Genomic DNA, 22,507 nt, shown 5'->3' with positions numbered 1-22,507 from the left:
CGTCTCAGTTCAGCCTGAGCCGCAGCTCGGTCTTGAGCACCTTGCCGTAGTTGTTCTTGGGCAAGCTGGCCACGATTTCATAGCGTTTGGGACGTTTGAAACGGGCGATTTCTTGCAGACACAGCGCATCCAGCGCCGCCGTGTCGAGCCTTTGACCTTCAAGAGGCACCACAAAGGCCACCACCACCTCGCCCCATTCGGCATCGGGTGCGCCCACCACCGCCACTTCGGCCACGCCCGGGGCGTGCAGCAATACTTCCTCGATCTCGCGGGGGTAGATGTTGGAGCCGCCGCTGATGATCAAGTCTTTGCTGCGGTCTTTCAGGGTCAAAAAGCCATCGGCATCCAGGCAACCCATGTCGCCCGTGAACAACCAGCCGTTCTGGATGGCATTGGCGGTGGCCTCGGGGTTACGCCAGTAGCCCGCCATCACGCTATCGCCCTGGATCAACACCTCGCCCACCTCCCCTACTGGCAGGTCGCGGCCTTGGGTATCGGTCACGCGGATGCGCACAGGCGTTTGCGCTACCCCCACAGAGGCCAAGCGATCTGCGTAGCGCGGGTGGGTGATGTCCTGAAGGTGATGACGTGACAAGGCTGTGCCCACCATGGGGCTTTCGCCTTGGCCATAAATTTGCACAAAGCGCGGGCCCATGACGCGCAGCGCACGCTGGATATCGGCGGCATACATCGGGGCGCCACCGTACACCACGGTCTTGAACGACTGCCCACAAGCCTCAGTTGACAGTCCAACGGATTCGGCATGGTCCACCAAGCGCTTGACGATGGTGGGCGCCGCAAACATGGACAAAGAACCCAGGTGTCGGCCTAACTCAAACAGCTCCGCCGGATCGAAGCCCCCCGAGGGTGGCACCATGTGCTGGGCGCCGGCCATCAGGTGCGGCACTGCGTAAATGCCTGCGCCGTGGGACATGGGCGCGGCATAAGCGATGCAGTCCAGCGGGCTGATTGCATCCACATCGGTGAAATACGTCAGACCCATGGTCATCAGGTTGCGGTGGGTGATCATCACGCCCTTGGGTCGACCTGTGGTGCCACTGGTGTAGAACAACCAAGCCAGATCATCTGAGGCCCGTTCGTGAATGGGTGTGTCGGCTGCGTTGTCAGCGCCGAGCCACAGCGCATCGGCCTGGTCGCTGTCCACATCGATCACGCGCTCCAGGCTGTGCAAGGTGTCACCGGTCTCGTTGGTGGTGTCGGCCGTAACAAAAGCCCAGCGGGCCTGTGCGTTGTCGATGATCCATTGGGCTTCGCGCATGTGAAGTTTGGCGTTGATGGGTACCACCGCCAGCCCGGCCCACCAAGCCCCAAACATCACTTCCAGGTAGCGCGCATGGTTGCGCATGAACAGCGCCACCCGGTCGCCAGGCTGCAAGCCTGCAGCTTGGAACTGCGACGCCAGGTGCTGGCAGCGTTTGGCCCATTGCCCGTGCGTGGCCACCACCTGCGTGCCCAGAAAAATGGCGGGACGCTCGGGGGCCATGCGGGCTTGGCGTTGCAGCAGGTGGGCGAGGTTCAATTCGGGCTCCGACAAAGAAGAGCTGTCATTGTGGCTTGAGGGGTCAGTTTCAGGCTGTCTCGCCCAGGTCTTTCAGGCTTTGCGCAGCAACACGCGAAGATCGGGACCGATGCGGTCCACGGTGTGGAACGCCAGTTTCACCGAGTCTTTGAGCGCTGTCAGCGCAGGCATGTTGGCCATACCTTGGCCGGGACCGAGCAATTGGGGGGCGGTGTAGATCAGGTATTCGTCCACCAGTCCTCCTCGGATGAAAGATCCGTTGAGTTTGTACCCCGCTTCGACATGCAGTTCGTTGATCTCTCGCCGAGCCAAGTCGCGCAGCATCGCGGCGAGATCGACCTTGCCGTTGGGGCTGGGCTGGTCGATCACGGTGGCGCCGCGTGCGGCAAGGGCTGCGCGTTTTTCGGCTTGCAGTGGGTTGTTGAGGTCGATGGCGGTGTAAATCCAGATCTGGCGTGCTTGCTCGCCCGAGCCTTGGGTGTCCAGCAGTTTGGCGTTCAGGGGCATGTCCAGCTTGCTGTCGACCACCACCAGATGCGGTTGGCGCGGCACATCGAATCCGCGCACGTTCAACTGAGGATCGTCTTCAAGCACCGTGCCAATGCCGGTCAGTACCGCACAGGCGCGTGCACGCCAAGCGTGGCCATCGGCGCGGGCTTCGGGGCTGGTGATCCATTGGCTTTGGCCATTTTGCAAAGCGGTTTGTCCGTCCAGCGAGGTGGCCATTTTCATGCGCACCCAAGGCTGTTCACGTTCCATGCGGCTGAAAAAACCGATGTTCAGTTCGCGGGCTTGAAGTGCGGCTTCGCTTTGCGCATCCAGCAACTCGGTTTGCACCCCTGATGCGGCCAGTCTGGCCATACCTTGTCCAGCGACCAATGGGTTGGGGTCGACCATGGCCAAGACCACGCGGACGATGCCGGCTGCGGCCAGGGCATCGCAACACGGCCCAGTTCGACCATGGTGGGCGCAGGGCTCGAGCGTGACCCAAGCGGTGGCGCCTTGCACACTGTGCCCGTGCTCTGCCGCATCTCTCAGGGCCATGATTTCGGCGTGGGGCCCGCCAGCGCGCTGCGTGTGGCCTTGGCCCAGCACAGTGCCGTCAGGGGCCGTGATCACGCAGCCTACGCGGGGGTTGGGTGAGGTCAGCCACAAGGCTTGGGCGGCCAAAGCCAGCGCCTGCTGCATGGGCGGGGTGGGTGGGATGGGACTTGGGGTTGGGGGCACGGTCGTTGGGTTCAAAAATCAAGAAAAGCGCTTCAGCGCAGTGTCATCAGCGCAAGGGCATCAAGGCGAGGATACGCCAACCCAAGAAGGCAAGGTGCTCACGCTGCTGCGCCAAGAGATCTGTGGGTCCGAATGGGCGCTTGAGTTGGCGTTTAACCCATCTGCTGAGGCACCACTCAATCGTCTGTTGGGCCAAGTCACCTGCACCAGCAGATCGGTGGACTGCCCTCGAGGCAAAATCTGGGCTTGCCGGGTGTAGCGGACGCCCTGCACCACGATGCTTTGCTGCGCCGGACAAGCGGTTGGGTTATGGGCCTGAGCCTGCAGACAATCCATGGCCTCGAGTGCCAGCATTTGGCCCACGGTGTTTTGCAGGTTTTCGGTGGCCGTTTGCTGTGATTTGAGCGAGAGTTGAGCGGCGCCCATCAAACCGATGGCCAAGACGGCTGAGGCGATGAGCGCTTCGACCAAAGCCATGCCTTGCTGCTGTGCAGGCCGCCATGCGCCCCATGAGGGTTTCATGGCGAACCCTCGCTCCAACTGCCGTTGATGCGTTGAATTCGGCGGGCATCGATGCCTTCGGGCCAATTCAAAATATAAGCGTCTCGGCCTTGTGGGGTGGCAATAACCGTGCCCGAGCGCCACTCGGGCATGCCCGATTCAACCACCAGTTGGCCTTCTATTTGGCCGCCTTCCCAGCCGCGCATTTTCTCGTCGTTGCAGCCCGAATCCAGTAACACGCTTCCCATGATGCGCACCCCTGAACCGATGCGAGGACACCGCTGGGCGCAGGCCAGGGCTGAAAACACCAACAAAGCCGGAATCTCAGGGGTGCCCACACTGGTGTGCCAGTCCGCAGGGCTGTCGATCCAATAAATAGAGCGAGGAGGAGAGGTTTGCGCGGTCAGGCCCTTGCGCTCCTGAGCCTGGGACCAAGCTTTCAACTGTGCGTCTTCAATGGAGCCCAACACACTGGCCCAGGCTTTGCGCAGACAAGGGCTGCGCGTCCCGGCTGTGCTGGGGCCAGTGCGGGTGCCCCCGCCAGGCATGCTGACCGTGCGCAGTGCCAGACAGGCGTTTCTCTCTGCCGTGTTGATGAGGCCATTGCCGTTGGTGTCCACCACAAAATGGGTTTGAACCACCGGGGCTTTGGCTGTACCGCTGCAGCTTTCTCCTCGGCTCACCAAGGGGCAGATCCGCAGCTGGGCTCCAAGTGCTTCACTGATGCAGCCTTGAGTGACCACAGCCGCTGGGCTGGCCAAGCTGGGGGCGGGTGCCACGGCGGGCACAAAAAGGCTCTCGCGCATGTGGGCTTGGCTGCCTTGCCCGCTGTGGCTGGCGCTGGCATGCAAGGTGATGACATGAGGCGACATCAGCAAATCGCGCACGGCGGTGGCATGCCCTTGTACCCCCGGCATGTCTGGATGCTCAGCAGTGCCCATATCGCTGCATTGCCAGCCCAAACCCGATACACCAGAGGGGCAGGTCGATTGAATCGCCAACAAGTCCAGCAAAGGCGTGCTCGCGACCGTGCTTTGAGCTTGGGCCAGAACCATGCCTGCAGCCAAGCGCGCTTGTGCGGCGCGCGCGTGGTTGTGGCTGGCGAGTTGGTCGAACAGCACTGTTCGCGCGCTGTACAAACTGGTCAGACTGGCCAACAGCACCAAACCAACGGCCACCATCAAAGTGACAGCGCCATTTTGTCTCGGACAAAAGGGATGAGCGGTCATGGGCAAAACAGCGCTTGTTGGCTGGCAGGTATGTCGTTGCGCAAGTGCACGATTTTGGACAGGGTGATGTGCCGAGACGCATCACTGGGCCATTGGGCTTTGAGGGTCATCTGCACGCTGCGGCGCAGCCAGCCTTGGTGCTGGTCGCATTGCAGTTGCCAGGCCAAGTCGGTGATGTGCACGGTTTGGCTGTGGCTCATTGCCTGCCAATCGCCACTGCTGTTGCAAGATCTTTTGGCTTGCAATGTGGTGCCCGAGAGGCGAAAGCCCATGCATTCGTCGTTGTCTTGCTCCCCGTTGTGGTTTCGGTCGTGGCTGAAATCAATCCAGTTGCCTTCGATGCTGAAGTCCTCGAAGCCATCGCAAAAAGTGTCATCGCAAAGGGTAGGGGAGCGGGTTTCCCAAGCCTTGGCCGTGTATTGGGCTTTGCGCAGTTCGCGCCCCATCCAATCTGCGGCGACGCGCAATTCATGGTTCAGATGGCTGTCTTGCCAGGCCATCCGATGCCCGCGTAAATGCTGGCTCAGCAGACTGCTGCCACCGGTCAGCACGACCAATCCCACCGACAAGCCCACCATCAGGCCCATCAAGGTCTCCCCTTTTTCAACCCTTTTGGCCATGGCGCTAACGTCGCCAGCAGCGCGCCACATCGCTGTCAGGCGATGCGCCTGAGCCAAGCACCACATGGGCACTGCCTTGCCAGCGCAACTGCAAGGGTGTGCAGGGGTGGTCTGCGGCTTGAGCACCTAAGGCAATGGCCTGTGCGGTGAAGGCGTTCGCCGTGCTTTCGACCAAGCGGATGCGGTAATGCCCCAAGGGAGACAGGTCACTCGGCCAACCCAGGGCCTGCAGGGTTTGGGCATGGCTGTCGTGCATGCTGCGCCAACGGGCTTGGTCGGTTTGCAGCTTCAGCAAGGCCGCTTGACCGTCGCTGCGGCGAGCCAGCCGCTGTTGTTCTTGGTAAGCGGGCAGGGCCATCGCGGCCAGTATGCCGAGCACTGCCAGACAAATCAGCATTTCGGTCAAGGTCCAGCCTCGGTTATCGGCCGCTCGAAAGCTAAATGCTTGGGGTACAGAGCTCAGTTTTTGGGGCTTGGCGTTTAACCGTTGCATGGCGTGACCACCTCTTGAGTTGATTCAATTGTGGCTTTTTGTATTCATCTTGTACAGTTTCAGACCACGTTCCCCAAAACTGTTGCCTGAACATGCCGCTTTCCGTGCTGGATTCCGCCTCGCCCCAAAGCCAAACCCATTGGCATGGCTTTACCTTGCTGGAGGCCTTGGTGGCGATGGCTTTGTTGGGGATTTTGGTGGGCTTGGCAGCCCCAACCCTGTCGGGGCTGCAGGCACGTCAGCAGTTGCAAGGCCAAGGAGAGGCTTTTTTGAACAGTTTGGTCTTGGCCCGCTCGGAGGCTTTGCGAAGACAGCAACGGGTGAGCCTTTGCGCTCAAGGCTTGGAAGCCCAATGCGACACGCTGGGTCGCTGGCATCAAGGCTGGCTGGTGTTTGCCGATGCCAACCACAATGGCCTGCGGGATTCAGGGGAAGTGCTGATAGAGGCCAGACCCGCAGTGCCACTTGCCATGCAGGTGGTGGTGAGCAACACGGTGAAAACCTATTTTTCTTATAACGCAGAAGGTCGAAGTGCCAGTGCCAACGGTGCGTTCATGGCCGGAACTTGGCGCTTTTGCAGAGCAGGTTCAAATCAGGGCTGGCAAGTTGTGGTGAACGCACTGGGCCGACCCAGAATTGAGGCTTACGAGGTGCAGCTTTGCTCGTGAGGGCTGAGGGTTGTCAGCGCTGCACTTCGTCCACCAAGGTCTTGAAGGCGTCGATGTCCTCGAAGTTTCGGTAAACGCTCGCAAAGCGCACATAGGCCACTTTGTCGAGTTTTTTCAATTCGCGCATGACCAACTCGCCAATGCGGTGCGATGCCACCTCACGGATGCCCAGATTGAGGAGTTTTTCTTCGATGCGCTCAATCGCCCCGTCCACCTGTTCGATGCTCACCGGTCGCTTGCGCAAGGCCAAGCGCAAGCTGGCCAATAACTTGTCGCGTTGGTAGTCGATGCGCCGGCCATCTTTTTTGACGATGGCCGGAAAGCTGACCTCGGGCTTTTCGTAGGTGGTGAAGCGTTTTTCGCAGGCGCCGCACTGGCGGCGCCGACGTATGAAGTCCCCGTCTTCGGCCAGCCGCGTCTCCACCACTTGGGTTTCGAGGTGACCACAAAATGGGCATTTCATGGTGCGCCTCGATCAACCGTAAACCGGGAAGCGGCTGGTCAGGGCGTGCACCTTGGCGCGCACAGTGGCCAGGTTGGCTTCGTCCAGCGGGTTGTCCAGCACGTCGGCAATCAGGTGGGCCGTGGCTCGAGCTTCTTCGTCCTTGAAACCACGGGTGGTCATGGCCGGGGTGCCAATGCGCACGCCGCTGGTGACAAACGGCTTTTCAGGGTCATTCGGGATGGCGTTCTTGTTGATCGTCATGTGGGCGTTACCCAAAGCGGCTTCGGCCACTTTACCGGTAATGCCCTTGGGCCGCAGGTCCACCAGCATGACGTGGCTTTGCGTGCCGCCACTCACGATGCGCAGGCCGCGCTGCGTCAAAGTCTCGGCAATGATTTGAGCGTTTTTGATGACTTGGGCTTGATAGGCCTTGAAATCAGGCGCCATGGCTTCTTTGAAGGCCACGGCTTTGGCGGCTATCACATGCATGAGCGGGCCGCCTTGCAGGCCGGGGAAGATCGCGCTGTTGATGGCTTTTTCGTGCTCGGCCTTCATCAGGATGATGCCGCCACGGGGACCACGCAAGCTCTTGTGGGTGGTCGAAGTGACCACATCGGCGTGCGGTACGGGGTTGGGGTAGACGCCTGCGGCAATCAAACCCGCGTAGTGGGCCATGTCCACCAAAAAGATGGCGCCGACTTCTTTGGCCACTTTGGCAAAGCGCGCCCAGTCGATGTGCAACGAGTAGGCTGAAGCGCCTGCAATGATCAGCTTGGGTTTGGTTTCGCGGGCCTTGGCTTCCATGGCGTCGTAGTCGATGGCTTCGTTGGCGTCCAAACCATAGGAGACCACGTTGAACCATTTGCCCGACATGTTCAGCGGCATGCCGTGGGTCAGGTGACCGCCTTCGGCCAGGCTCATGCCCATGATGGTGTCACCGGGTTTCAAGAAAGCCAGGAACACGGCCTCATTGGCCGAGGCGCCGCAATGCGGCTGCACATTGGCGGCTTCTGCACCAAAGATTTGTTTGATGCGGTCAATGGCCAACTGTTCGGCCACGTCCACGTACTCGCAGCCACCGTAGTAGCGCTTGCCGGGGTAGCCTTCGGCGTATTTGTTGGTGAGCTGGCTACCCTGAGCAGCCATGACGGCGGGCGAGGCGTAGTTTTCGCTGGCGATCAGTTCGATGTGGTGTTCTTGACGGGCGTTCTCAGATTGGATGGCGGCGTAAAGCTCGGGATCGGTTTGTTCAATGAGTGTGTTGCGGTTGTACATGGCAGTCCTTCGGGTGATGGAACCTTGGCAGGTGACCTGTGAGGGTGACCGACAAGGGCTGCCCAGGCGAACGGCTTGAAACCGTGCCGGGCAAGATGCAATCCAGGCAGGCTGTGCGCTTCCCAGTGGTTCTGGGGCGGTCCAAATTGGCCGCCACGTTCCACGTCAGAGTGGTCTGTTTTGGGTTCAAAACAGGCTCCTATCGCCAGTCGCGCACCCGAGGAGTGTAGCCCAGTCAGTGCCTGAAATTGCTTCCAGTTGGGGTCTGGAGACGGCTGTTTTGTGCCACTTCCATGCTTTTGGATGTGCGTGACATGGTTTCCAGCTGCTGTTGCTTGGCCAATACCCGGGTGGCGTATTCGGCTCCGTTGGGCTGACCAGAGCTTGTGGCATACAGATGCAAAGCCGATTCGACCGAGGTGCTTTTCTCAATGAGCGTTTGAAGGTGACGAGCGCCAACGCGTAAGTTGGTCAAGGGGTCAAACGCTGCCAGGTGGCCTCCAAAAGGTAACAAAGCGCTTTGCTGAGCCAGTGGTTCGATTTGCATCAGGCCCATGCCGCCTTGGGGGCCAGAGGCAAAGGGGTTGAATCGAGATTCAATCGCCATCACTGCCAACAGCAAAGTGGGTGAAATCTGAATGCGATCTCCCAGCGCCCATGCCTCAGAGACCAGGCCACCCAAGGGTTCTGGTGAGAGCTTGTACCTGCGGCTCAACCAAAGGGTGATAGCTTGTTGCTCTTCCGTCAAAGCCACGGTATTTGCAGTATCCAAAGACACTGGGACGAGATCGGCGTGTGCGGCGCTGGGGTGTTCCATTGCTGCGTCCTGCCTAGCGTCAAGCCAGTTGATCAGTCTGTGGCTGGCGCTGTATCGCCAATCGGGCTGGCTCAAAAAAACAAAAACAAGTGCCAAGCCCGCCAAGCCGAGCAGGGCGAAGCCGTGGCGGGTCAAACTCAAAAGACCTTTGTGGAGGTGACTTTCTTGAGGATTCTTTTTCAGTGGGTAGATCACGTTGTTACTCTTATGCCAAGAACTCACCACGCACTCAGGGGCGTTCATTCAAGTGGGTGGATGGGTCGGTGGCCACAAGTGCTGATCACTTGGGCTCAAGCCGCCGTATTGGCGACCATTGCGGGTTATCCCTAGATTTCTGGGATGCGCGATTCTAGGGTAAATAAACTTTTAAATTGGAATATCAATGTGAAATTAAATGTATTTTTTGGAATAAAGGGTATGCGGCGGGTCAATAATCAACAGAGATTGCAAAGGAAAGTGGTTCAACACACGCCGGGCATGAAATACCGGCGAAAATATGCGTTTTATGTCTGTCCAGATCTCTTAGCGCGTGCGCAAGATTTGGTCGAGCGTGTTGCCAGCCCGGCATGCCTTGTGTTTTAAAGCCTTTACCGTGACCAATCCCTCCAAGCCCCTCGATCTCGCCAACCTCGACCCGTTGACTGCCGGGATCTTTCAAGCCACCACCTCGGGCGATCGAAGTGCTCGTTTGCGCGAGTGGCTCCAGACTGGGCCTAACGAAGCCTTGTTACATGAGGTTTACCGTGAGTTGTCGTCCAAAGACAAAGGGGTGGCCAAACAGCTCAAGGAAAAAATTGACGAGATCAAGCGCAGCCACGGACAGGAAGCACTGGCCAGTGATTGGGCCCAAAAAGCGGAGCTGATTTTGTCGGCACCTCGACTCAATATGGCCGATGCATTGGCTTGGCAGCGCGACGCTGCCAAAGCAGGGGCGCCCTTGTCGCGCGAGCCCTTAGCCAGCCTCAAAGTCAAGTTGGTTGAGGTGGTTAAAGGTGTTGAAGACCTGCAACATCAAGTCATGGTGCAACGCGAATCGGCAGTCTTGTTGGCGCAGCGCATCGAGGTCTTGTCGACCAAGCCAATAGCCGAAGCCGAACATGGGCATGCCGGATTGCTAAATGATGTGGCACAGTGGCAAACTCAGGCCCAATCGTTGACTGTCAGTGCCGTTTGGCCGAGCGTTGACCTCAAATACCCCAACCAATTGGATGCCGCTGGTAAGCAGATGCAAGCGGTTTGGGATGGTTTTTCTGCTGCGCTCGCACTGGCGAATCTGGCCTTGTCCGACGCCAGCTCAGCCTTACCACCCGTACCTGTTTGGGCCGACGAGATTCGCCGTCAGCGTGGTGAAGCGGTCCATGCCCCTGCGGTGACCACCTCCAACCCGGTCCAGCCCGGAGCCGAAAAGTCGGATAAAGCGGAAAAAACAGTCAAACCCAAGATTGACCCAGCCCAACGCCAAGCCATGCGGGAGCTGGCGCTCCAAACAGTGACCCACGAGCTGGTAAGCCTTGAAAAACAAATCACCGAAAACCAAGGCGCTGCGCTGCCCGAGGCTTGCATCGCTTTGCGCAACGCACTCAAAACGCATGGCAAAAATCTGGACACCAGTTTGGATGAGCGCCTGCACCTGGCCCTGAAGGCCGCAGGTGATGCTGAGGGCTGGCAGCGCTGGTTGGCCGATCAAGTTCGTCTTGACTTGGTGACCCAAGCCGAAGCTTTGCTGGACGATCACAAAGTACCCACCGTGGGTGGACGCAAGATGCAAGACAAGTTGCGTCAATTGCGTGACGGTTGGAAGCAGATCGACCAAGGTGGCTTGCCCAACCATGCTCTTTGGAAGCGTTTCGATGCAGCATGCAACGAGGCATATAAAGCCGTGCTGGCTTGGCTTGAGCAGATGAAAAAGGACTCGGCCGATCAGCGAGCTCAGCGCGTTGCTCTGATGGACGAAGTCAAGGCATGGACCGCTGCCCATGTCGAAAGTGACGATTGGCGCGCCCAGTTGCGAGCGCTGCACCAGTTTGCCGACCGGTGGCGCAACGCAGGTCACTTGAGCGAAAAAGCCTTTGGCGAAATGCAAAGCCAGTGGAAAGGTATTTTTAAAGCGGCGGCTGCTCGGCTTGAGGCGGCCCAAAAGGCCAGCATCGAGCGACGCCATGCCTTGATTCAGGAAGCCCAAGAGGTGGGTGCTGCCCCTGCCTTGCGCATCGACGCGGTCAAAGCGCTGCAGCAACGCTGGCAGGTTGAGGCGCAGTCGGTGCCTTTGGACCGCAAAACAGAACAAAAATTGTGGGAAGTCTTCCGTGCCCCATTGGACGAAGCTTTTCAGCGCAAAGGCGCTGACCGCCCACAAACTGCTGCCCCGGTCAGTGACCACGACCGTGCTGTCATTGAAGCGTCCAAAGCCCTTGATGCCGCCAATGCGAGTGGCGATGTGTCCCAAATTCGCGCTGCCATGGCCGCTTTAGACGCTGCTTTGCGCGGGCAAGCCTTGCAGGCCAAAGCTGGGCAGTCGGCTCCGGTCTCCGCGCCAGCGGTGCAGGTCGTTGCCGCAGAGCCTGTTCTTGACACAGACAAAGATTCGGCTGCGGAGGATGCTTCCGATGTGGCGCCTGCCGAAGAAGCACAAAATGGCGCTGACCCATCCAAAACGGATGAAGTCAGTGAACAGACGCCAGTGCCAGCCCCAGCGGCTGCGATCAAGCCCGCCAAACCTGTGATCGCGGTTCGTGGTGACGACCGACCTGGGCAAAAGCGTACAGAGGCCCCGTCCGGTCGTGACGGTCGCCGAGACGCACGCCCAGGCGAGCGTGGTGTGCGACCGGGAGCCGACCGTGGCCCTGGCCCCGGCCGTGGCGGTGACCGATTCGCTGACCGTGCGCCGCGTGGCGATTTCCGCGAAGACCGTGGCCCACGTTTGGGTGACGCGGCCTTCCGCGCCCAGCGAGAGGCCATGGAGCGCGCCGAAATGTCGCTGCGCAAACTCGCTGCACAAGCGCATGGCGAAACCTTGACCCGTTTGATGGGGGCATGGCAAGAGCGTCAGGCCGATGCATTGCCGACCTCGCAAGAATTGGGCAAAGCTGTCCCTGCACCGATCCGTCAGGCTTGGGTTCAAGCAGTTGGCGCCGAGGCCAAGGCGCCTGCCGATAACGCGTTGTTGCGCCTTGAAATGGCGGCCGAAGTGCCAACACCCGCCGATCAATTGAATGCGCGCCGTGCACTGCAACTTCAGTTGCTGACCCAACGCAACCAGCCAGGCCCCAAAGAAACATGGGCCCAAGATGTGGCACAGGTGTTGTCCGGTCCTCATGAAGAGGCGACAGCGCGTCGTTTGCAAAACGCGCTCAAAAACCTTTTGCGTTCGTGATGTCCAGGCGGCGCAAGCCGCCTGATTGATCGAGCCGCAAGACTTGAGCCCTGAGGGGTTCGTGGTCGAGCGACCAATCGCTCAACACATGCCGCATCCCCGTGCCCAGTGGATGGTCAGCGGGTTGGTGCGTATGGCCATGCACCAGAGTGTCGGCTGCCGCTAGGCTCAACCAATTCAAGGCCATGGTGGGGTCTGCATCCGCGTATAACTTTTGCGAGTTTTTCTGTGTCTCGCTTTGGGCACGCATAGCGCGCGCCAAAGCCACTCTCTCGGCCAGGGGTTTGGCTAAAAAATCCTGTTGCCAAGCATCTCCCCGGACTTGCTCGCGGAAGGCTTGGTAATCCACATCCCCTAGACACAATGCATCGCCATGGCTGAGCAAAATTTGTTTCGCACCCCATTCAAGTACGCAGGGGTCACTGAGCGCATGCATGCCACAGCTGGATAAAAAGGTCGATCCCACTAAAAAGTCACGGTTGCCAGGCATGAAAGCCAGATGCATCCTGTGAGCAGCTTGGCGTAAAACTTCGGCGCAGGATGCCAAAAATGGATCTTGCTCCACGGCATCGTCTCCCACCCAAACCTCAAAAAGGTCGCCCAGGATGAACACCGCATCTGCAGTGGTGCTGGCCATGTAGTCACGCCAGGCTTGAAAAGTGGTTGACTCGGAAGCCTGCAAATGCAGGTCCGAGATCAAATCCACGGTTTGCCATGCCTGTGGCGCAGTCAGCTTGCCAAAGATCGGCGAGGTGGTGCGCGGGTCAGACATGGCTCAAACCCTCAAAGGGCAATGGCTTTTTCGATCACGACGTCGTCTTTGGGCACGTCACCGTGACCGCCGCGGGTGCCGGTTTTCACGCCCTCAATCTGGTCTACCACTTCGGTGCCCTTGACCACTTTGCCAAACACGGCATAGCCCCAGCCTTGCATCGAGGGGGCGGTGTGGTTCAAAAAGTCGTTTTTGGCAACGTTGATGAAGAACTGTGATGAAGCAGAGTGGGGCGCCGAGGTGCGGGCCATGGCCACGGTGTACTTGTCGTTTTTCAGGCCGTTGTTGGCTTCGTTTTCGATGGTGGCATCTGTGGGTTTTTGGCCCATGCCGGGCTCAAAACCACCGCCTTGGACCATGAAGCCGGGAATGACTCGGTGAAAAATCGTGTTGTTGTAGTGGCCCTTATTCACATAAGCCAAAAAGTTTTCGGTCGACTTGGGGGCTTTTTCAGCGTCCAGTTCGAGGGTGATGACGCCGTAGCCAGTGATGTGCAGTTCGACTTGTGGGTTGCTCATGGTGTTACTTCAACAAAGTGATGGTTTGAATGACGACCGGCGTGCGTGGCACATCGGTCGGGAAGGGGCCGCCTGCACCCGTGGGCGTGTTGCGGATTTTTTGGAGCACGTCCATACCAGACGTGACTTTGCCAAAAACGGTGTAGCCGAAGCTCTGAAAACTGGGGTCCAAAAACGCGTTGTCCACCACGTTGATGAAAAACTGCGAGGTGGCCGATTGCGGATCGTTGGTGCGGGCCATGGCCAATGTGCCGGTGGTGTTTTTCAGGCCCGCAGCCAGGGCTTGTCGGCCCTCATGGGCCACTGGTGCGCGGGTTTTCTTCTCACGGTACTGGGCGTCATAGCCGCCGCCTTGCACCATGAAGCCCGGGATCACGCGGTGAAAAATCGTCCCGTCGTAGTGTTTGTCGTTCACGTACTGCACAAAGTTGGCCACAGTTTTAGGGGCTTTGTCGGCGTACAACTCGGCTTCAATGTCACCCATGGAGGTGGTGATCCGGACTTTGCTCGTGGGCGCTGGGGTAGGTGCTGGGTTTTGAGCCCAAGAGGCAACGGGCGCAAGCAAACCCATGGCGAGCAAAACGCCGGTCAAGCGACGGGAAGAATTCAAGAAAGTGGTCATAACGTTGAAGGGATGTCGGGCAGATCGGACGAGGCCAACTCAGGGTGCTTTCAAAACCTGTTGGGTGTTCGCTTGTTTGTTTTGCAGGCGTTTTAAGGAGGGGGTCAAGCTGAGCGCTTGTCCATAAGCTCGGGCCGCCAATGCCAAATAGAGGTCGCCCATGTTTTCAAGGGCCAAAGCGTAATCCGGGCGGGCCTGAACGGCAGCCTGCAATGACAGCAAGGCCTCTTCATGTCGGTTGGCTCGAGCCAACAATGCCGCAAGGTTGTTATGCGGCTCGGGCAACTCAGGGAAAGACAAGGTCAAGGCCCGCAAGGTGTCCATGGCCGCTTGGGTTTGTCCCAATCCTGTCTGGATGTGGCTGAGCAAAAGCCGCATTTGCGGATCGGTTGGTGTGGTTTTGAGGCGGGATTCCGCAAGAGCCTGTGCGGGCTGCCACTGACCGCTTTGGACCAGCGCGTTGACTTCGGTGTAGATGTCTGCTCTTGCACTGGCACCCAAGGTCCAGAAGGTGCAAAAAGCCATCAAGGTCAGCCAAGTACGCATGCGAGCCCGAAAAGTTAGTGGTGTGTGCCTCAAATGTCAAGGAGGCAAAACCTGACTCCAAAAGAGCGTCTGGCGCCAAGGCACGGGGATATACTGAGCGGCCATTGTAACGGAGCACCCTGATTTTTTGGTTGCCCCAAACCCTCATCAGTTCCGCGTTCGCAGACTTCACCAGAGCATTTGGGTGCAGATCCGCCGAATTCATAAGGGCTGTTCGCGATCCGTGCGGATTTTGACCGCCACTTCATTTCATCAAACATGAGTTTGCGCATTTTCAACACGCTCAGCCGTGCTGTCTCTGAATTTTCAACCGCCGAGCCCGGTCATGTGCGCATGTACGTGTGCGGCATGACCGTGTACGACCTGTGCCATCTGGGCCATGCTCGCTCGATGATCGCGTTCGATGTGGTTCAACGTTGGCTCAAAGCCAGCGGCTACCTGGTCACTTATGTGCGCAACGTGACCGACATCGACGACAAGATCATCAAACGTGCCCTGGAGAATGGCGAAACCATCCGTGGCTTGACCGACCGCATGATCGAGGCGCTGCACCAGGACGCCGACGCGCTGGGCATTGAGCGGCCCCAACACGAGCCCCGTGCGACCGACTACGTGCCCCAGATGCTCAGGATGATTGGCACGCTGGAGCAAAATGGTCTGGCTTACCGCGCTGGCAACGGCGACGTGAACTATTCGGTGCGCAAGTTTGTGGGATACGGCAAGTTGTCGGGCAAGTCATTGGACGAATTGAATGCCGGTGAGCGTGTGGCGGTGGAAACAGACAAACAAGACCCTCTAGACTTTGTGCTCTGGAAGAGTGCCAAGCCCTCCGAGCCCGAAGACGTGAAATGGGCCAGCCCTTTTGGCACAGGCCGCCCCGGCTGGCACATCGAGTGCTCTGCCATGGCCTGCGAGCTGCTGGGCCAGACCTTTGACATCCACGGTGGCGGGGCTGACCTGCAGTTTCCGCACCACGAAAACGAGATCGCCCAAAGCGAAGGCGCCAACGGCCAGCCTCTGGCGCGCTTTTGGATGCACAACGGCTTCATCAATGTGGACAACGAGAAGATGTCCAAAAGCCTGGGCAACTTTTTCACCATCCGCGATGTGCTCAAAGAATTCGACGCGGAGACCGTGCGCTTTTTCATCGTGCGCAGCCATTACCGCAGCTCGCTCAATTACAGCGACGTGCACCTCAACGACGCCAAAGGCGCTTTAAAGCGCCTGTACACCGCCCTACAGGCCGTACCGCCTGCCGATGTCCGCATGGATTGGGCTGATCCTCTGGCAGCACGCTTCAAAGCGGCGATGGACGAAGACTTTGGTACCCCCGAAGCGGTGGCGGTGCTGTTTGAGCTGGCAGGCGAAGTCAACCGCAGCGGTTCGACCGAGCGGGCAGGCCTGCTCAAATCTTTGGGTGGCTTGCTGGGTTTGCTGCAGACCGACCCCACGACCTACCTCCAAGCGGGCGCCGGCTTGAATGAGGTGGCCATTCAGGCGCAAATTCAGGCCCGGGCCGATGCCAAAAAGGCGAAAAACTTTGCTGAGGCAGACCGCATCCGCAACGATTTGCTGGCGCAAGGCATTGTGCTCAAAGACTCGGCTTCCGGTACCACTTGGGAGGCTGCGCCATGAACGCTGCTTCGGTCGCCACGGTGATGCCGGTCACGCCCGCTTATTGGGCGGAGGCCTGTGTGCACCTGACCAAAAAAGACCGGGTCATGAAAAAACTGATTCCGCAGTTTGGCAACGCCATTCTTGAGACTCGGGGCGATGCCTTTGTGACCTTGGCACGGTCCATCGTAGGCCAACAAATATCTGTCAAAGCTGCCCAAACGGTTTGGGATCGTTTTGCCTTGCTGAGCAAGCGCATGACCCCTGCTGCCGTTCTCAAGCTCAAAGTAGACGACATGCGTGCTGCAGGCCTTTCGGTGCGCAAAGTCGAGTATTTGGTCGATCTGGCCGTTCACTTCAGTTCCGGTGCGCTGCACGTTAAGGCCTGGCAAGACATGGACGACGAAGCCATCATTGACGAATTGGTGGCTATCCGGGGCATTGGCCGTTGGACGGCAGAAATGTTCCTGATCTTCCATTTGCTTCGGCCCAATGTGTTGCCGCTCGACGATGTGGGTTTGATCAATGGCATCAGCCGCAATTACTTTTCGGGTGAGCCGGTCAGCCGCAGCGATGCCCGCGAGGTGGCGCAGGCTTGGAGCCCCTACACCACCGTGGCGACTTGGTATATTTGGCGCTCCCTGGATCCTGTTCCGGTCGCGTATTGAGGTCTGGACGCTGGCCGTCCGTCTGATCATGAATTGAGGAGTAAAACTTGGTCAAAAAATCATTTCTCGACTTTGAGCAACCCGTTGCCGAACTCGAAGCCAAGATCGAAGAATTGCGCTACGTGCAAACCGAGTCTGCGGTGGACATCACCCTCGAAATCGAGCAACTGAGCAAAAAAAGCCAACAGCTGACCAAAGACATCTACAGCGACCTGACCCCCTGGCAGGTCACCAAAATTTCTCGCCATCCGGAGCGTCCTTACACACTGGACTACATCAATGGCATCTTTACTGATTTTGTCGAAATGCACGGCGACCGACACTTCGCCGATGACCTGTCGATTGTCGGTGGGTTGGCCCGTTTCAATGGCCAAGCTTGCATGGTGTTGGGTCAGCAAAAAGGGCGCGACACCAAAGAGCGCACCATGCGCAACTTTGGCATGAGCAAACCCGAGGGTTACCGCAAAGCGTTGCGCCTCATGAAAACGGCCGAAAAGTTCAAGTTGCCGGTCTTCACCTTCGTGGACACCCCGGGCGCCTACCCGGGCATCGACGCAGAAGAGCGCGGCCAGTCCGAAGCCATTGGGCGCAACATCTTCGAGATGGCCCAGTTGGAAGTGCCGATCATCACCACCATCATTGGCGAAGGCGGCTCGGGTGGCGCATTGGCCATTTCGGTGGCCGACCAGGTTTTGATGCTGCAGTATTCTGTGTATTCGGTCATCAGCCCGGAAGGCTGCGCCTCCATTTTGTGGAAAACCAGCGAAAAAGCCGAAACCGCCGCAGACGCCTTGGGCATCACGGCGCACCGACTCAAAGCCTTGGGTTTGATTGACAAAATCGTCAATGAACCCATTGGCGGCGCCCATCGAGATACCGAGCAAATGGTGGCTTTTCTCAAACGTGCGCTGGGTGAAGCATGGCGTCAAGTGGCCGACCTGAAGCCCAAAGAGTTGCTGGATCGCCGCTATGAGAGACTGAACAGCTACGGCCGTTTCACCGATACCAAAGCAGGCAAGTAAACAAGCTGCGGAGCCTTTAGGCTTCAAGCATGACGTCACACACCGCAAAAATGCCCGAACAGGCCTTGGCTCAATTCAGCCCTGGCCTTCCTTTTGCTGTGGCCTTGAGTGGTGGAGCCGATTCAGTGGCCTTGCTGTTGGCTTGCGCCCATCGCTGGCCGGGTCAGGTGAGGGCGGTGCACATTCACCATGGTTTGCAAGCGGCCGCCGATGTTTTTGAGTCGCACTGCACCTTGCTTTGTGAGCAGCTGGGCGTACCGCTTGTCGTTCGTCGGGTGCAAGCGCGGCACGCTCCGGGCCAAAGCCCTGAAGACGCTGCCCGCCAAGCCCGCTACACCGCACTGGCCGAAGCCCTTGACACCGATTGGCCCGAAGTGCGCGATGTGGTTTTGGCGCAGCACGCTGACGACCAAGTCGAAACTTTGCTCATTGCGCTGTCGCGTGGTGCCGGTTTGCCGGGACTGGCCAGCATGCCTGTCCACTGGCAGCGGCAGGGCCTGAATTGGCACCGTCCTTGGCTAGGCGTGCCAGGCGCAGCGGTGCGGGAATGGCTGCGCAGCCAAGGCCAAGACTGGATCGAAGACCCCAGCAACAGCGATGAAAAGTTCACCCGCAACCGCATTCGCGCACAAGTTGTTCCTGCTTTGGCCCATGCCTTACCCGCCTTCCGCGAAACTTTTGCACGGAGCGCAGCGCACGCCGCTCAAGCGCAAGAAGTTTTGAACGAAGTGGCTGCGCAAGACCTTGCCGAGGTCGGTATCCCCCCCCGCATCCAGGCTGTGCAGCAACTCAGCCGTGCCCGTCAAGCCTTGGTGCTTCGCCACTGGTTGCGGCAGGAGCATGGCACCACGCCCAGCACCGCCCAGTTGAACGAATTGCTCGGTCAAATCGAGGCCTGCACCACCCGAGGCCATCGGCTGCACCTGAAAGTCGGGCAGGGTTTTGTCGAGCGAGACGCGGCGCACTTGGTTTGGCACAGCGCTTGACCTCGATTTAAAAGGTCACACGACACACTCACTGGCCAAACACAGTGCTGGCACAAAGCATATGGGGTCAAGAAACAGTCAGGCCGATGGGTACAATCGAGGGTTTTTCCGAGTCTGGTAATCAGTTTTTTAATTCTGGCTGACCAGTTTCATTTTTCTTTTCAGCATTACACATGGCTTTGATCGTTCACAAATACGGCGGCACTTCAATGGGCTCGACCGAGCGCATTCGGAATGTTGCCAAGCGCGTGGCCAAATGGGCACGCGCTGGCCACCAGATCGTGGTGGTGCCCAGCGCCATGAGCGGCGAAACCAACCGCCTGCTGGGCCTGGCCAAAGAGCTGGCCCCCGCCAAGCCTGACAACACTTACAGCCGCGAACTCGACATGCTGGCTTCCACCGGCGAGCAGGCCTCGTCAGCTCTGCTGGCCATTGCGTTGCAATCCGAAGGCCAGCCCTCGGTCAGTTATGCCGGTTGGCAAGTCGCCATCAAAACCAACGACGCCTTCACCAAAGCGCGCATCCAGTCGATCGATGACGAAAAGGTCATGGCCGATCTGAACGCCGGCAAGGTCGTCATCATCACCGGCTTTCAGGGTGTGGACGACAACGGCAACATCACCACGCTTGGTCGTGGTGGCTCTGACACCTCGGCTGTGGCCGTGGCAGCTGCCCTCAAAGCCGACGAATGCCTGATCTACACCGACGTAGACGGCGTTTACACCACCGACCCCCGCGTGGTGCCCGAAGCCCGTCGCCTGCACACCGTGAGCTTTGAAGAGATGCTGGAAATGGCGTCGCTTGGCTCCAAGGTCTTGCAAATCCGTTCGGTCGAATTTGCGGGCAAATACAAAGTGCCCATGCGTGTGCTGTCCAGCTTCACGCCTTGGGACATCGACATCAACGAAGAAGCCGCATCCGGCACCCTGATCACTTTTGAGGAAGACGAACAAATGGAACAAGCCGTCGTATCCGGCATCGCATTCAACCGCGACGAAGCCAAAATCTCTGTGGTGGGCGTGCCCGACAAGCCCGGTATCGCCTACCAAATCTTGGGCGCTGTGGCCGATGCCAACATCGAAGTCGATGTGATCATCCAGAACCTGAGCAAGGACGGTAAAACCGACTTCAGCTTCACCGTGCACCGTAACGACTTCGCCAAGACCCTTGACCTGCTCAAGGAAAAAGTCTTGCCAGCCTTGGGTGCTGCCGAGGTTTTGGGCGATGCCAAGATCTGCAAAGTGTCGATCGTGGGCATTGGCATGCGCAGCCATGTGGGTGTGGCCAGCAAGATGTTCCGCAGTTTGAGCGAAGAAGGCATCAACATCCAGATGATCTCGACATCTGAAATCAAAACTTCGGTTGTGATCGATGAAAAATACATGGAGTTGGCTGTGCGCGCCTTGCACAAAGCCTTCGATCTGGATCAAGCCTAAGTTATAATTTGATTCACTGGAAACGTGACCGAGTGGCCGAAGGTGCTCCCCTGCTAAGGGAGTATGGGGTGTAGAGCCTCATCGAGGGTTCGAATCCCTCCGTTTCCGCCAGTGACTTCTTTCAATATTTCAATCCTTCAAACGCCTGTTTGCAAGTGATTGATCTGATTGAATTTTTTCTTCCAAAGCCTCCCGCGTTCTTGAAGAAAGTCCCCCTTTGATGGGGTACTCGAACTGTTGAGACGGCTTTCTGCTCAAAACCTCTTGACCAAGCGCGTTCAAAACCCAAATTTGAACCGTACCGATTGCACGCGGTTTTATTTGATGCAGGCCCTCCATAGTGACCATTCAAAAAAGTGTTCTTGAGATGGCCTGAACCTGATATTTCCATTATTCGGCCAGCATCTTGGCATTGGCAATCAATTTTCTCAACCTGTGAGGAATCTCCTTAGTCGAAAAAGCACTTACATCTGCCGTGCCGGGATTGCCAATGGGGAGACGCCCCAATAGGTGTCCGAATGGGACAAGGCTTAGGCGAAAAATTTGACCCAAAGCTTCACGCCCGTCTCGCGTTCGCAATGCCAGCTGCAGCATTTGGATGTGGCTATCTATATGAAGCCAAAAAAAGCACTGTCCTACGATGTGTGCAGCCTGCAGTAACAGCCACTTCTCTGGAAGGTCTGTGCATTTGCGGGCTTGGGTGCGTAGCGTTTTATAGGTCGTTTGCTGCAATCCTTGGTCCGTTGTCTCTTTAGTTTGCATAGTTCCAAAATCGGTCGCGGCTTTGCCCCGCATCTCGCGGCGTGCGTGCCGTAATACAGTCCATCCGCTGCTCAGCGCCAAGGCGGCCATCAAACTCGCTACAGCTAAGTCCGGCCAGGCGCGGCTCGTGCCAAAGACGCCTACCGCCGCAGCAATTACAGCCAAATTGCCGATTGCATCATTGCGCGAGCACAACCATACGCTACGCATGTTGGCATCACCCTCGCGAAACGCGTAAAGCATCCAAGCAACGCCGACGTTGGCTACGAGGGCCAATGTGGCCACTGCGCCCATGGCGGCGGCGTCGGGTACGCTGCCGCGCCATACGGCCCACAAAGCTTGTCCAAGGATGATCAGGCCAAAGGCCATCATGCTGATCGCCTTGCCAATCGCGGCGTAGGCACGCCACGATAGTGCTGAAGTCAGTATCGCTAGTGATACGCCATAGTTCATTGCGTCCCCCGCAAAGTCAATGGCATCCGCCTGAAGTGACAGGGACTGCGACGCTAGGCCGGCCGCAATTTCCACGAGGAACATCGCCAGGTTTACACCCAATGCAATCCAAAGCACTTTGCGGTAGCGCCCCAGGTTGACTATCTGATGGGGTGCGGGCATTTCGTGTTCGCAGCTATGACCTGACATTTTGATTTCCTTTGCAAAGTAAGCATTTGAAACCCTGTAGCTGCTACAGTGTCAAGATCTTTTTGAGGAGTGCGTTCTATGCAGATCAAACAGCTTTCCAGTGCCACAGGTGTCGACATTGAAACCATCCGCTACTATGAAAAACAGGGCCTTTTGCCAGAGCCTGACCGTAAAGAGAATGGCTATCGAGACTATGACAACACCCACCTAGAGCGGCTTTCCTTCATCCGCCATTGCCGCGCACTGGAAATGTCCCTCAGCCAAGTGGCCCTATTACTGGGTTTTGTCGATCAGCCCGGCGAAGGGTGTGAGGATGTTAATTTGTTGGTCGATCAGCAGTTGGCTAAAGTACGAGCACGTCTGCAGAGCATGAAAGCACTGGAAAAACAGTTATTGCAACTTCGGGCGCGTTGCACTGAGGAGCGCGGGACCCACGCCTGCGGCATCTTGACCGAGTTAGTGTCTGCGGCCCATGGCGAAGCCTGCGCGTGCCATGCCATTTTGGATTGAAGTTGTTCCTCGCTTGATTTGGGCCTAAGCTCACTCTTAGTCACTGCGAAAGGACAGGCAGTTCAAGATCAAGTCCAATTGGCAGTATGCAGCAACCATTAGCTGTCTCAACATTTAGAAACTTGAACCGGACACCAAGTGCTTGATTTGCTTGCCCATCAAAAACTTAGGCGGTTTGTGATGAGGTATGTTCTGCCCCGCCAGCGACTTCTTTCAATATT

The 22,507-nt window shown here is 58.0% G+C and carries 22 protein-coding genes, 1 tRNA gene and 1 riboswitch; of the genes, 9 read left to right on the top strand and 14 right to left on the bottom strand.

Annotated elements, in window-relative coordinates:
• Window positions 1–4: 4 nt before the first annotated feature.
• The 6 genes from Q1M54_RS11380 to Q1M54_RS11355 form a co-directional block, all read right to left on the bottom strand.
• Window positions 5–1,540 carry an AMP-binding protein gene (locus tag Q1M54_RS11380; protein ID WP_300557272.1) on the bottom strand — a complete coding sequence of 512 codons (1,536 nt, stop codon included), beginning with the start codon at window positions 1,538–1,540 and terminating at the stop codon, window positions 5–7.
• A 72-nt stretch (window positions 1,541–1,612) separates the two neighbouring features.
• Window positions 1,613–2,728, bottom strand: a complete 1,116-nt coding sequence (ribD, locus tag Q1M54_RS11375; RefSeq protein WP_300557349.1) for a bifunctional diaminohydroxyphosphoribosylaminopyrimidine deaminase/5-amino-6-(5-phosphoribosylamino)uracil reductase RibD — start codon at window positions 2,726–2,728, stop codon at window positions 1,613–1,615.
• A 99-nt stretch (window positions 2,729–2,827) separates the two neighbouring features.
• The gene (locus Q1M54_RS11370; protein ID WP_300557271.1) at window positions 2,828–3,289 is read right to left on the bottom strand and encodes a prepilin-type N-terminal cleavage/methylation domain-containing protein; all 462 of its coding nucleotides are present in this window, start codon (window positions 3,287–3,289) and stop codon (window positions 2,828–2,830) included.
• Window positions 3,286–4,497 carry a hypothetical protein gene (locus Q1M54_RS11365; RefSeq protein ID WP_300557270.1) on the bottom strand — a complete coding sequence of 404 codons (1,212 nt, stop codon included), beginning with the start codon at window positions 4,495–4,497 and terminating at the stop codon, window positions 3,286–3,288. The genes Q1M54_RS11370 and Q1M54_RS11365 overlap by 4 nt, the downstream gene beginning before the upstream one ends.
• Window positions 4,494–5,183 carry a hypothetical protein gene (locus tag Q1M54_RS11360; RefSeq protein ID WP_300557269.1) on the bottom strand — a complete coding sequence of 230 codons (690 nt, stop codon included), beginning with the start codon at window positions 5,181–5,183 and terminating at the stop codon, window positions 4,494–4,496. The genes Q1M54_RS11365 and Q1M54_RS11360 overlap by 4 nt, the downstream gene beginning before the upstream one ends.
• On the bottom strand, window positions 5,122–5,610 hold the full coding sequence (locus tag Q1M54_RS11355; protein WP_300557268.1) for a type IV pilin protein: 489 nt from the start codon (window positions 5,608–5,610) through the stop codon (window positions 5,122–5,124). Before Q1M54_RS11355 ends, Q1M54_RS11360 begins: the two co-directional genes overlap by 62 nt.
• Before the next feature lie 92 nt (window positions 5,611–5,702).
• On the opposite strand from Q1M54_RS11355, the gene Q1M54_RS11350 reads away from it, so the two are divergent.
• A complete protein-coding gene (locus tag Q1M54_RS11350; RefSeq protein ID WP_300557267.1) occupies window positions 5,703–6,278 on the top strand; it encodes a GspH/FimT family pseudopilin in 576 nt (191 codons plus the stop codon).
• A gap of 13 nt (window positions 6,279–6,291) precedes the next feature.
• On the opposite strand, the gene nrdR is transcribed toward Q1M54_RS11350, so the two are convergent.
• The 3 genes from nrdR to Q1M54_RS11335 all read right to left on the bottom strand — a co-directional run bounded on the left by nrdR (window position 6,292) and on the right by Q1M54_RS11335 (window position 8,815).
• Entirely contained in the window at window positions 6,292–6,741 is a 450-nt protein-coding gene (gene nrdR, locus Q1M54_RS11345; RefSeq protein WP_019428054.1) for a transcriptional regulator NrdR, read from the bottom strand.
• A gap of 12 nt (window positions 6,742–6,753) precedes the next feature.
• On the bottom strand, window positions 6,754–7,998 hold the full coding sequence (gene glyA / locus Q1M54_RS11340) for a serine hydroxymethyltransferase (RefSeq protein WP_300557266.1): 1,245 nt from the start codon (window positions 7,996–7,998) through the stop codon (window positions 6,754–6,756).
• 53 nt (window positions 7,999–8,051) lie between these two features.
• A riboswitch (ZMP/ZTP riboswitch) is annotated at window positions 8,052–8,221 on the bottom strand.
• 12 nt (window positions 8,222–8,233) lie between these two features.
• Window positions 8,234–8,815 (bottom strand): lytic transglycosylase domain-containing protein, encoded by a 582-nt coding sequence (locus Q1M54_RS11335; RefSeq protein WP_300557265.1) that lies wholly within the window; start codon window positions 8,813–8,815, stop codon window positions 8,234–8,236.
• Between the two features lie 592 nt (window positions 8,816–9,407).
• On the opposite strand from Q1M54_RS11335, the gene Q1M54_RS11330 reads away from it, so the two are divergent.
• Window positions 9,408–12,188, top strand: coding sequence for a DUF349 domain-containing protein (locus Q1M54_RS11330; RefSeq protein ID WP_300557264.1), 2,781 nt, complete (start codon window positions 9,408–9,410; stop codon window positions 12,186–12,188).
• Here Q1M54_RS11330 and Q1M54_RS11325 read toward each other — a convergent pair.
• From Q1M54_RS11325 to Q1M54_RS11310, 4 genes are all read right to left on the bottom strand, one after another.
• Complete coding sequence (locus Q1M54_RS11325; protein WP_300557263.1) at window positions 12,166–12,960, bottom strand: UDP-2,3-diacylglucosamine diphosphatase; 795 nt, start codon at window positions 12,958–12,960, stop codon at window positions 12,166–12,168. The genes Q1M54_RS11330 and Q1M54_RS11325 overlap by 23 nt on opposite strands.
• Window positions 12,961–12,971: 11 nt before the next feature.
• A complete protein-coding gene (locus Q1M54_RS11320) occupies window positions 12,972–13,478 on the bottom strand; it encodes a peptidylprolyl isomerase (RefSeq protein WP_300557262.1) in 507 nt (168 codons plus the stop codon).
• A 4-nt stretch (window positions 13,479–13,482) separates the two neighbouring features.
• Window positions 13,483–14,049, bottom strand: a complete 567-nt coding sequence (locus Q1M54_RS11315) for a peptidylprolyl isomerase (protein WP_300557348.1) — start codon at window positions 14,047–14,049, stop codon at window positions 13,483–13,485.
• 90 nt (window positions 14,050–14,139) lie between these two features.
• Window positions 14,140–14,646, bottom strand: coding sequence for a tetratricopeptide repeat protein (locus Q1M54_RS11310; RefSeq protein WP_300557261.1), 507 nt, complete (start codon window positions 14,644–14,646; stop codon window positions 14,140–14,142).
• 258 nt (window positions 14,647–14,904) lie between these two features.
• Between Q1M54_RS11310 and cysS the strand changes: the two genes are divergently transcribed.
• The 6 genes from cysS (at window position 14,905) to Q1M54_RS11280 (ending at window position 20,483) form a co-directional block, all read left to right on the top strand.
• On the top strand, window positions 14,905–16,281 hold the full coding sequence (cysS, locus tag Q1M54_RS11305; protein WP_300557260.1) for a cysteine--tRNA ligase: 1,377 nt from the start codon (window positions 14,905–14,907) through the stop codon (window positions 16,279–16,281).
• Entirely contained in the window at window positions 16,278–16,928 is a 651-nt protein-coding gene (locus Q1M54_RS11300) for a DNA-3-methyladenine glycosylase 2 family protein (protein WP_300557259.1), read from the top strand. Before cysS ends, Q1M54_RS11300 begins: the two co-directional genes overlap by 4 nt.
• A 47-nt stretch (window positions 16,929–16,975) precedes the next feature.
• Window positions 16,976–17,950, top strand: a complete 975-nt coding sequence (locus Q1M54_RS11295; protein WP_300557258.1) for an acetyl-CoA carboxylase carboxyltransferase subunit alpha — start codon at window positions 16,976–16,978, stop codon at window positions 17,948–17,950.
• 29 nt (window positions 17,951–17,979) lie between these two features.
• Complete coding sequence (tilS, locus tag Q1M54_RS11290) at window positions 17,980–18,936, top strand: tRNA lysidine(34) synthetase TilS (RefSeq protein ID WP_300557257.1); 957 nt, start codon at window positions 17,980–17,982, stop codon at window positions 18,934–18,936.
• Between the two features lie 173 nt (window positions 18,937–19,109).
• Window positions 19,110–20,372, top strand: a complete 1,263-nt coding sequence (locus Q1M54_RS11285) for an aspartate kinase (RefSeq protein ID WP_300557256.1) — start codon at window positions 19,110–19,112, stop codon at window positions 20,370–20,372.
• Window positions 20,373–20,390: 18 nt separating this feature from the next.
• Window positions 20,391–20,483: transfer RNA gene (locus tag Q1M54_RS11280), tRNA-Ser, on the top strand.
• Between the two features lie 279 nt (window positions 20,484–20,762).
• Here Q1M54_RS11280 and Q1M54_RS16405 read toward each other — a convergent pair.
• Window positions 20,763–21,749 carry a DUF3703 domain-containing protein gene (locus tag Q1M54_RS16405; RefSeq protein WP_366146257.1) on the bottom strand — a complete coding sequence of 329 codons (987 nt, stop codon included), beginning with the start codon at window positions 21,747–21,749 and terminating at the stop codon, window positions 20,763–20,765.
• A 105-nt stretch (window positions 21,750–21,854) separates the two neighbouring features.
• On the opposite strand from Q1M54_RS16405, the gene cadR reads away from it, so the two are divergent.
• On the top strand, window positions 21,855–22,286 hold the full coding sequence (cadR, locus tag Q1M54_RS11265) for a Cd(II)/Pb(II)-responsive transcriptional regulator (protein WP_300557255.1): 432 nt from the start codon (window positions 21,855–21,857) through the stop codon (window positions 22,284–22,286).
• The last annotated feature ends 221 nt before the right edge of the window (window positions 22,287–22,507 follow it).

The sequence above is a fragment of the Limnohabitans sp. Rim8 genome, assembly GCF_943326455.1.
Classification (GTDB): Bacteria; Pseudomonadota; Gammaproteobacteria; order Burkholderiales; family Burkholderiaceae_C; genus Limnohabitans_A.
The sequence above is the reverse complement of the archived record's forward strand: the minus strand, read 5'-3'. Positions and strand labels throughout refer to the sequence as shown.

What these genes read in the sequence shown, in the direction of transcription:
- ribD (WP_300557349.1), bottom strand. Translation starts at nt 2,728, where the DNA reads ATGCAGCAGGCGCTGGCTTTGGCCGCCCAAGCCTTGTGGCTGACCTCA.
- Q1M54_RS11370 (WP_300557271.1), bottom strand. Translation starts at nt 3,289, where the DNA reads ATGAAACCCTCATGGGGCGCATGGCGGCCTGCACAGCAGCAAGGCATG.
- Q1M54_RS11365 (WP_300557270.1), bottom strand. Translation starts at nt 4,497, where the DNA reads ATGACCGCTCATCCCTTTTGTCCGAGACAAAATGGCGCTGTCACTTTG.
- Q1M54_RS11360 (WP_300557269.1), bottom strand. Translation starts at nt 5,183, where the DNA reads ATGTGGTGCTTGGCTCAGGCGCATCGCCTGACAGCGATGTGGCGCGCT.
- Q1M54_RS11355 (WP_300557268.1), bottom strand. Translation starts at nt 5,610, where the DNA reads ATGCAACGGTTAAACGCCAAGCCCCAAAAACTGAGCTCTGTACCCCAA.
- Q1M54_RS11350 (WP_300557267.1), top strand. Translation starts at nt 5,703, where the DNA reads ATGCCGCTTTCCGTGCTGGATTCCGCCTCGCCCCAAAGCCAAACCCAT.
- nrdR (WP_019428054.1), bottom strand. Translation starts at nt 6,741, where the DNA reads ATGAAATGCCCATTTTGTGGTCACCTCGAAACCCAAGTGGTGGAGACG.
- glyA (WP_300557266.1), bottom strand. Translation starts at nt 7,998, where the DNA reads ATGTACAACCGCAACACACTCATTGAACAAACCGATCCCGAGCTTTAC.
- Q1M54_RS11335 (WP_300557265.1), bottom strand. Translation starts at nt 8,815, where the DNA reads ATGGAACACCCCAGCGCCGCACACGCCGATCTCGTCCCAGTGTCTTTG.
- Q1M54_RS11325 (WP_300557263.1), bottom strand. Translation starts at nt 12,960, where the DNA reads ATGTCTGACCCGCGCACCACCTCGCCGATCTTTGGCAAGCTGACTGCG.
- Q1M54_RS11320 (WP_300557262.1), bottom strand. Translation starts at nt 13,478, where the DNA reads ATGAGCAACCCACAAGTCGAACTGCACATCACTGGCTACGGCGTCATC.
- Q1M54_RS11315 (WP_300557348.1), bottom strand. Translation starts at nt 14,049, where the DNA reads ATGGGTTTGCTTGCGCCCGTTGCCTCTTGGGCTCAAAACCCAGCACCT.
- Q1M54_RS11310 (WP_300557261.1), bottom strand. Translation starts at nt 14,646, where the DNA reads ATGCGTACTTGGCTGACCTTGATGGCTTTTTGCACCTTCTGGACCTTG.
- cysS (WP_300557260.1), top strand. Translation starts at nt 14,905, where the DNA reads ATGAGTTTGCGCATTTTCAACACGCTCAGCCGTGCTGTCTCTGAATTT.
- Q1M54_RS11300 (WP_300557259.1), top strand. Translation starts at nt 16,278, where the DNA reads ATGAACGCTGCTTCGGTCGCCACGGTGATGCCGGTCACGCCCGCTTAT.
- tilS (WP_300557257.1), top strand. Translation starts at nt 17,980, where the DNA reads ATGACGTCACACACCGCAAAAATGCCCGAACAGGCCTTGGCTCAATTC.
- Q1M54_RS11285 (WP_300557256.1), top strand. Translation starts at nt 19,110, where the DNA reads ATGGCTTTGATCGTTCACAAATACGGCGGCACTTCAATGGGCTCGACC.
- Q1M54_RS16405 (WP_366146257.1), bottom strand. Translation starts at nt 21,749, where the DNA reads ATGCCCGCACCCCATCAGATAGTCAACCTGGGGCGCTACCGCAAAGTG.
- cadR (WP_300557255.1), top strand. Translation starts at nt 21,855, where the DNA reads ATGCAGATCAAACAGCTTTCCAGTGCCACAGGTGTCGACATTGAAACC.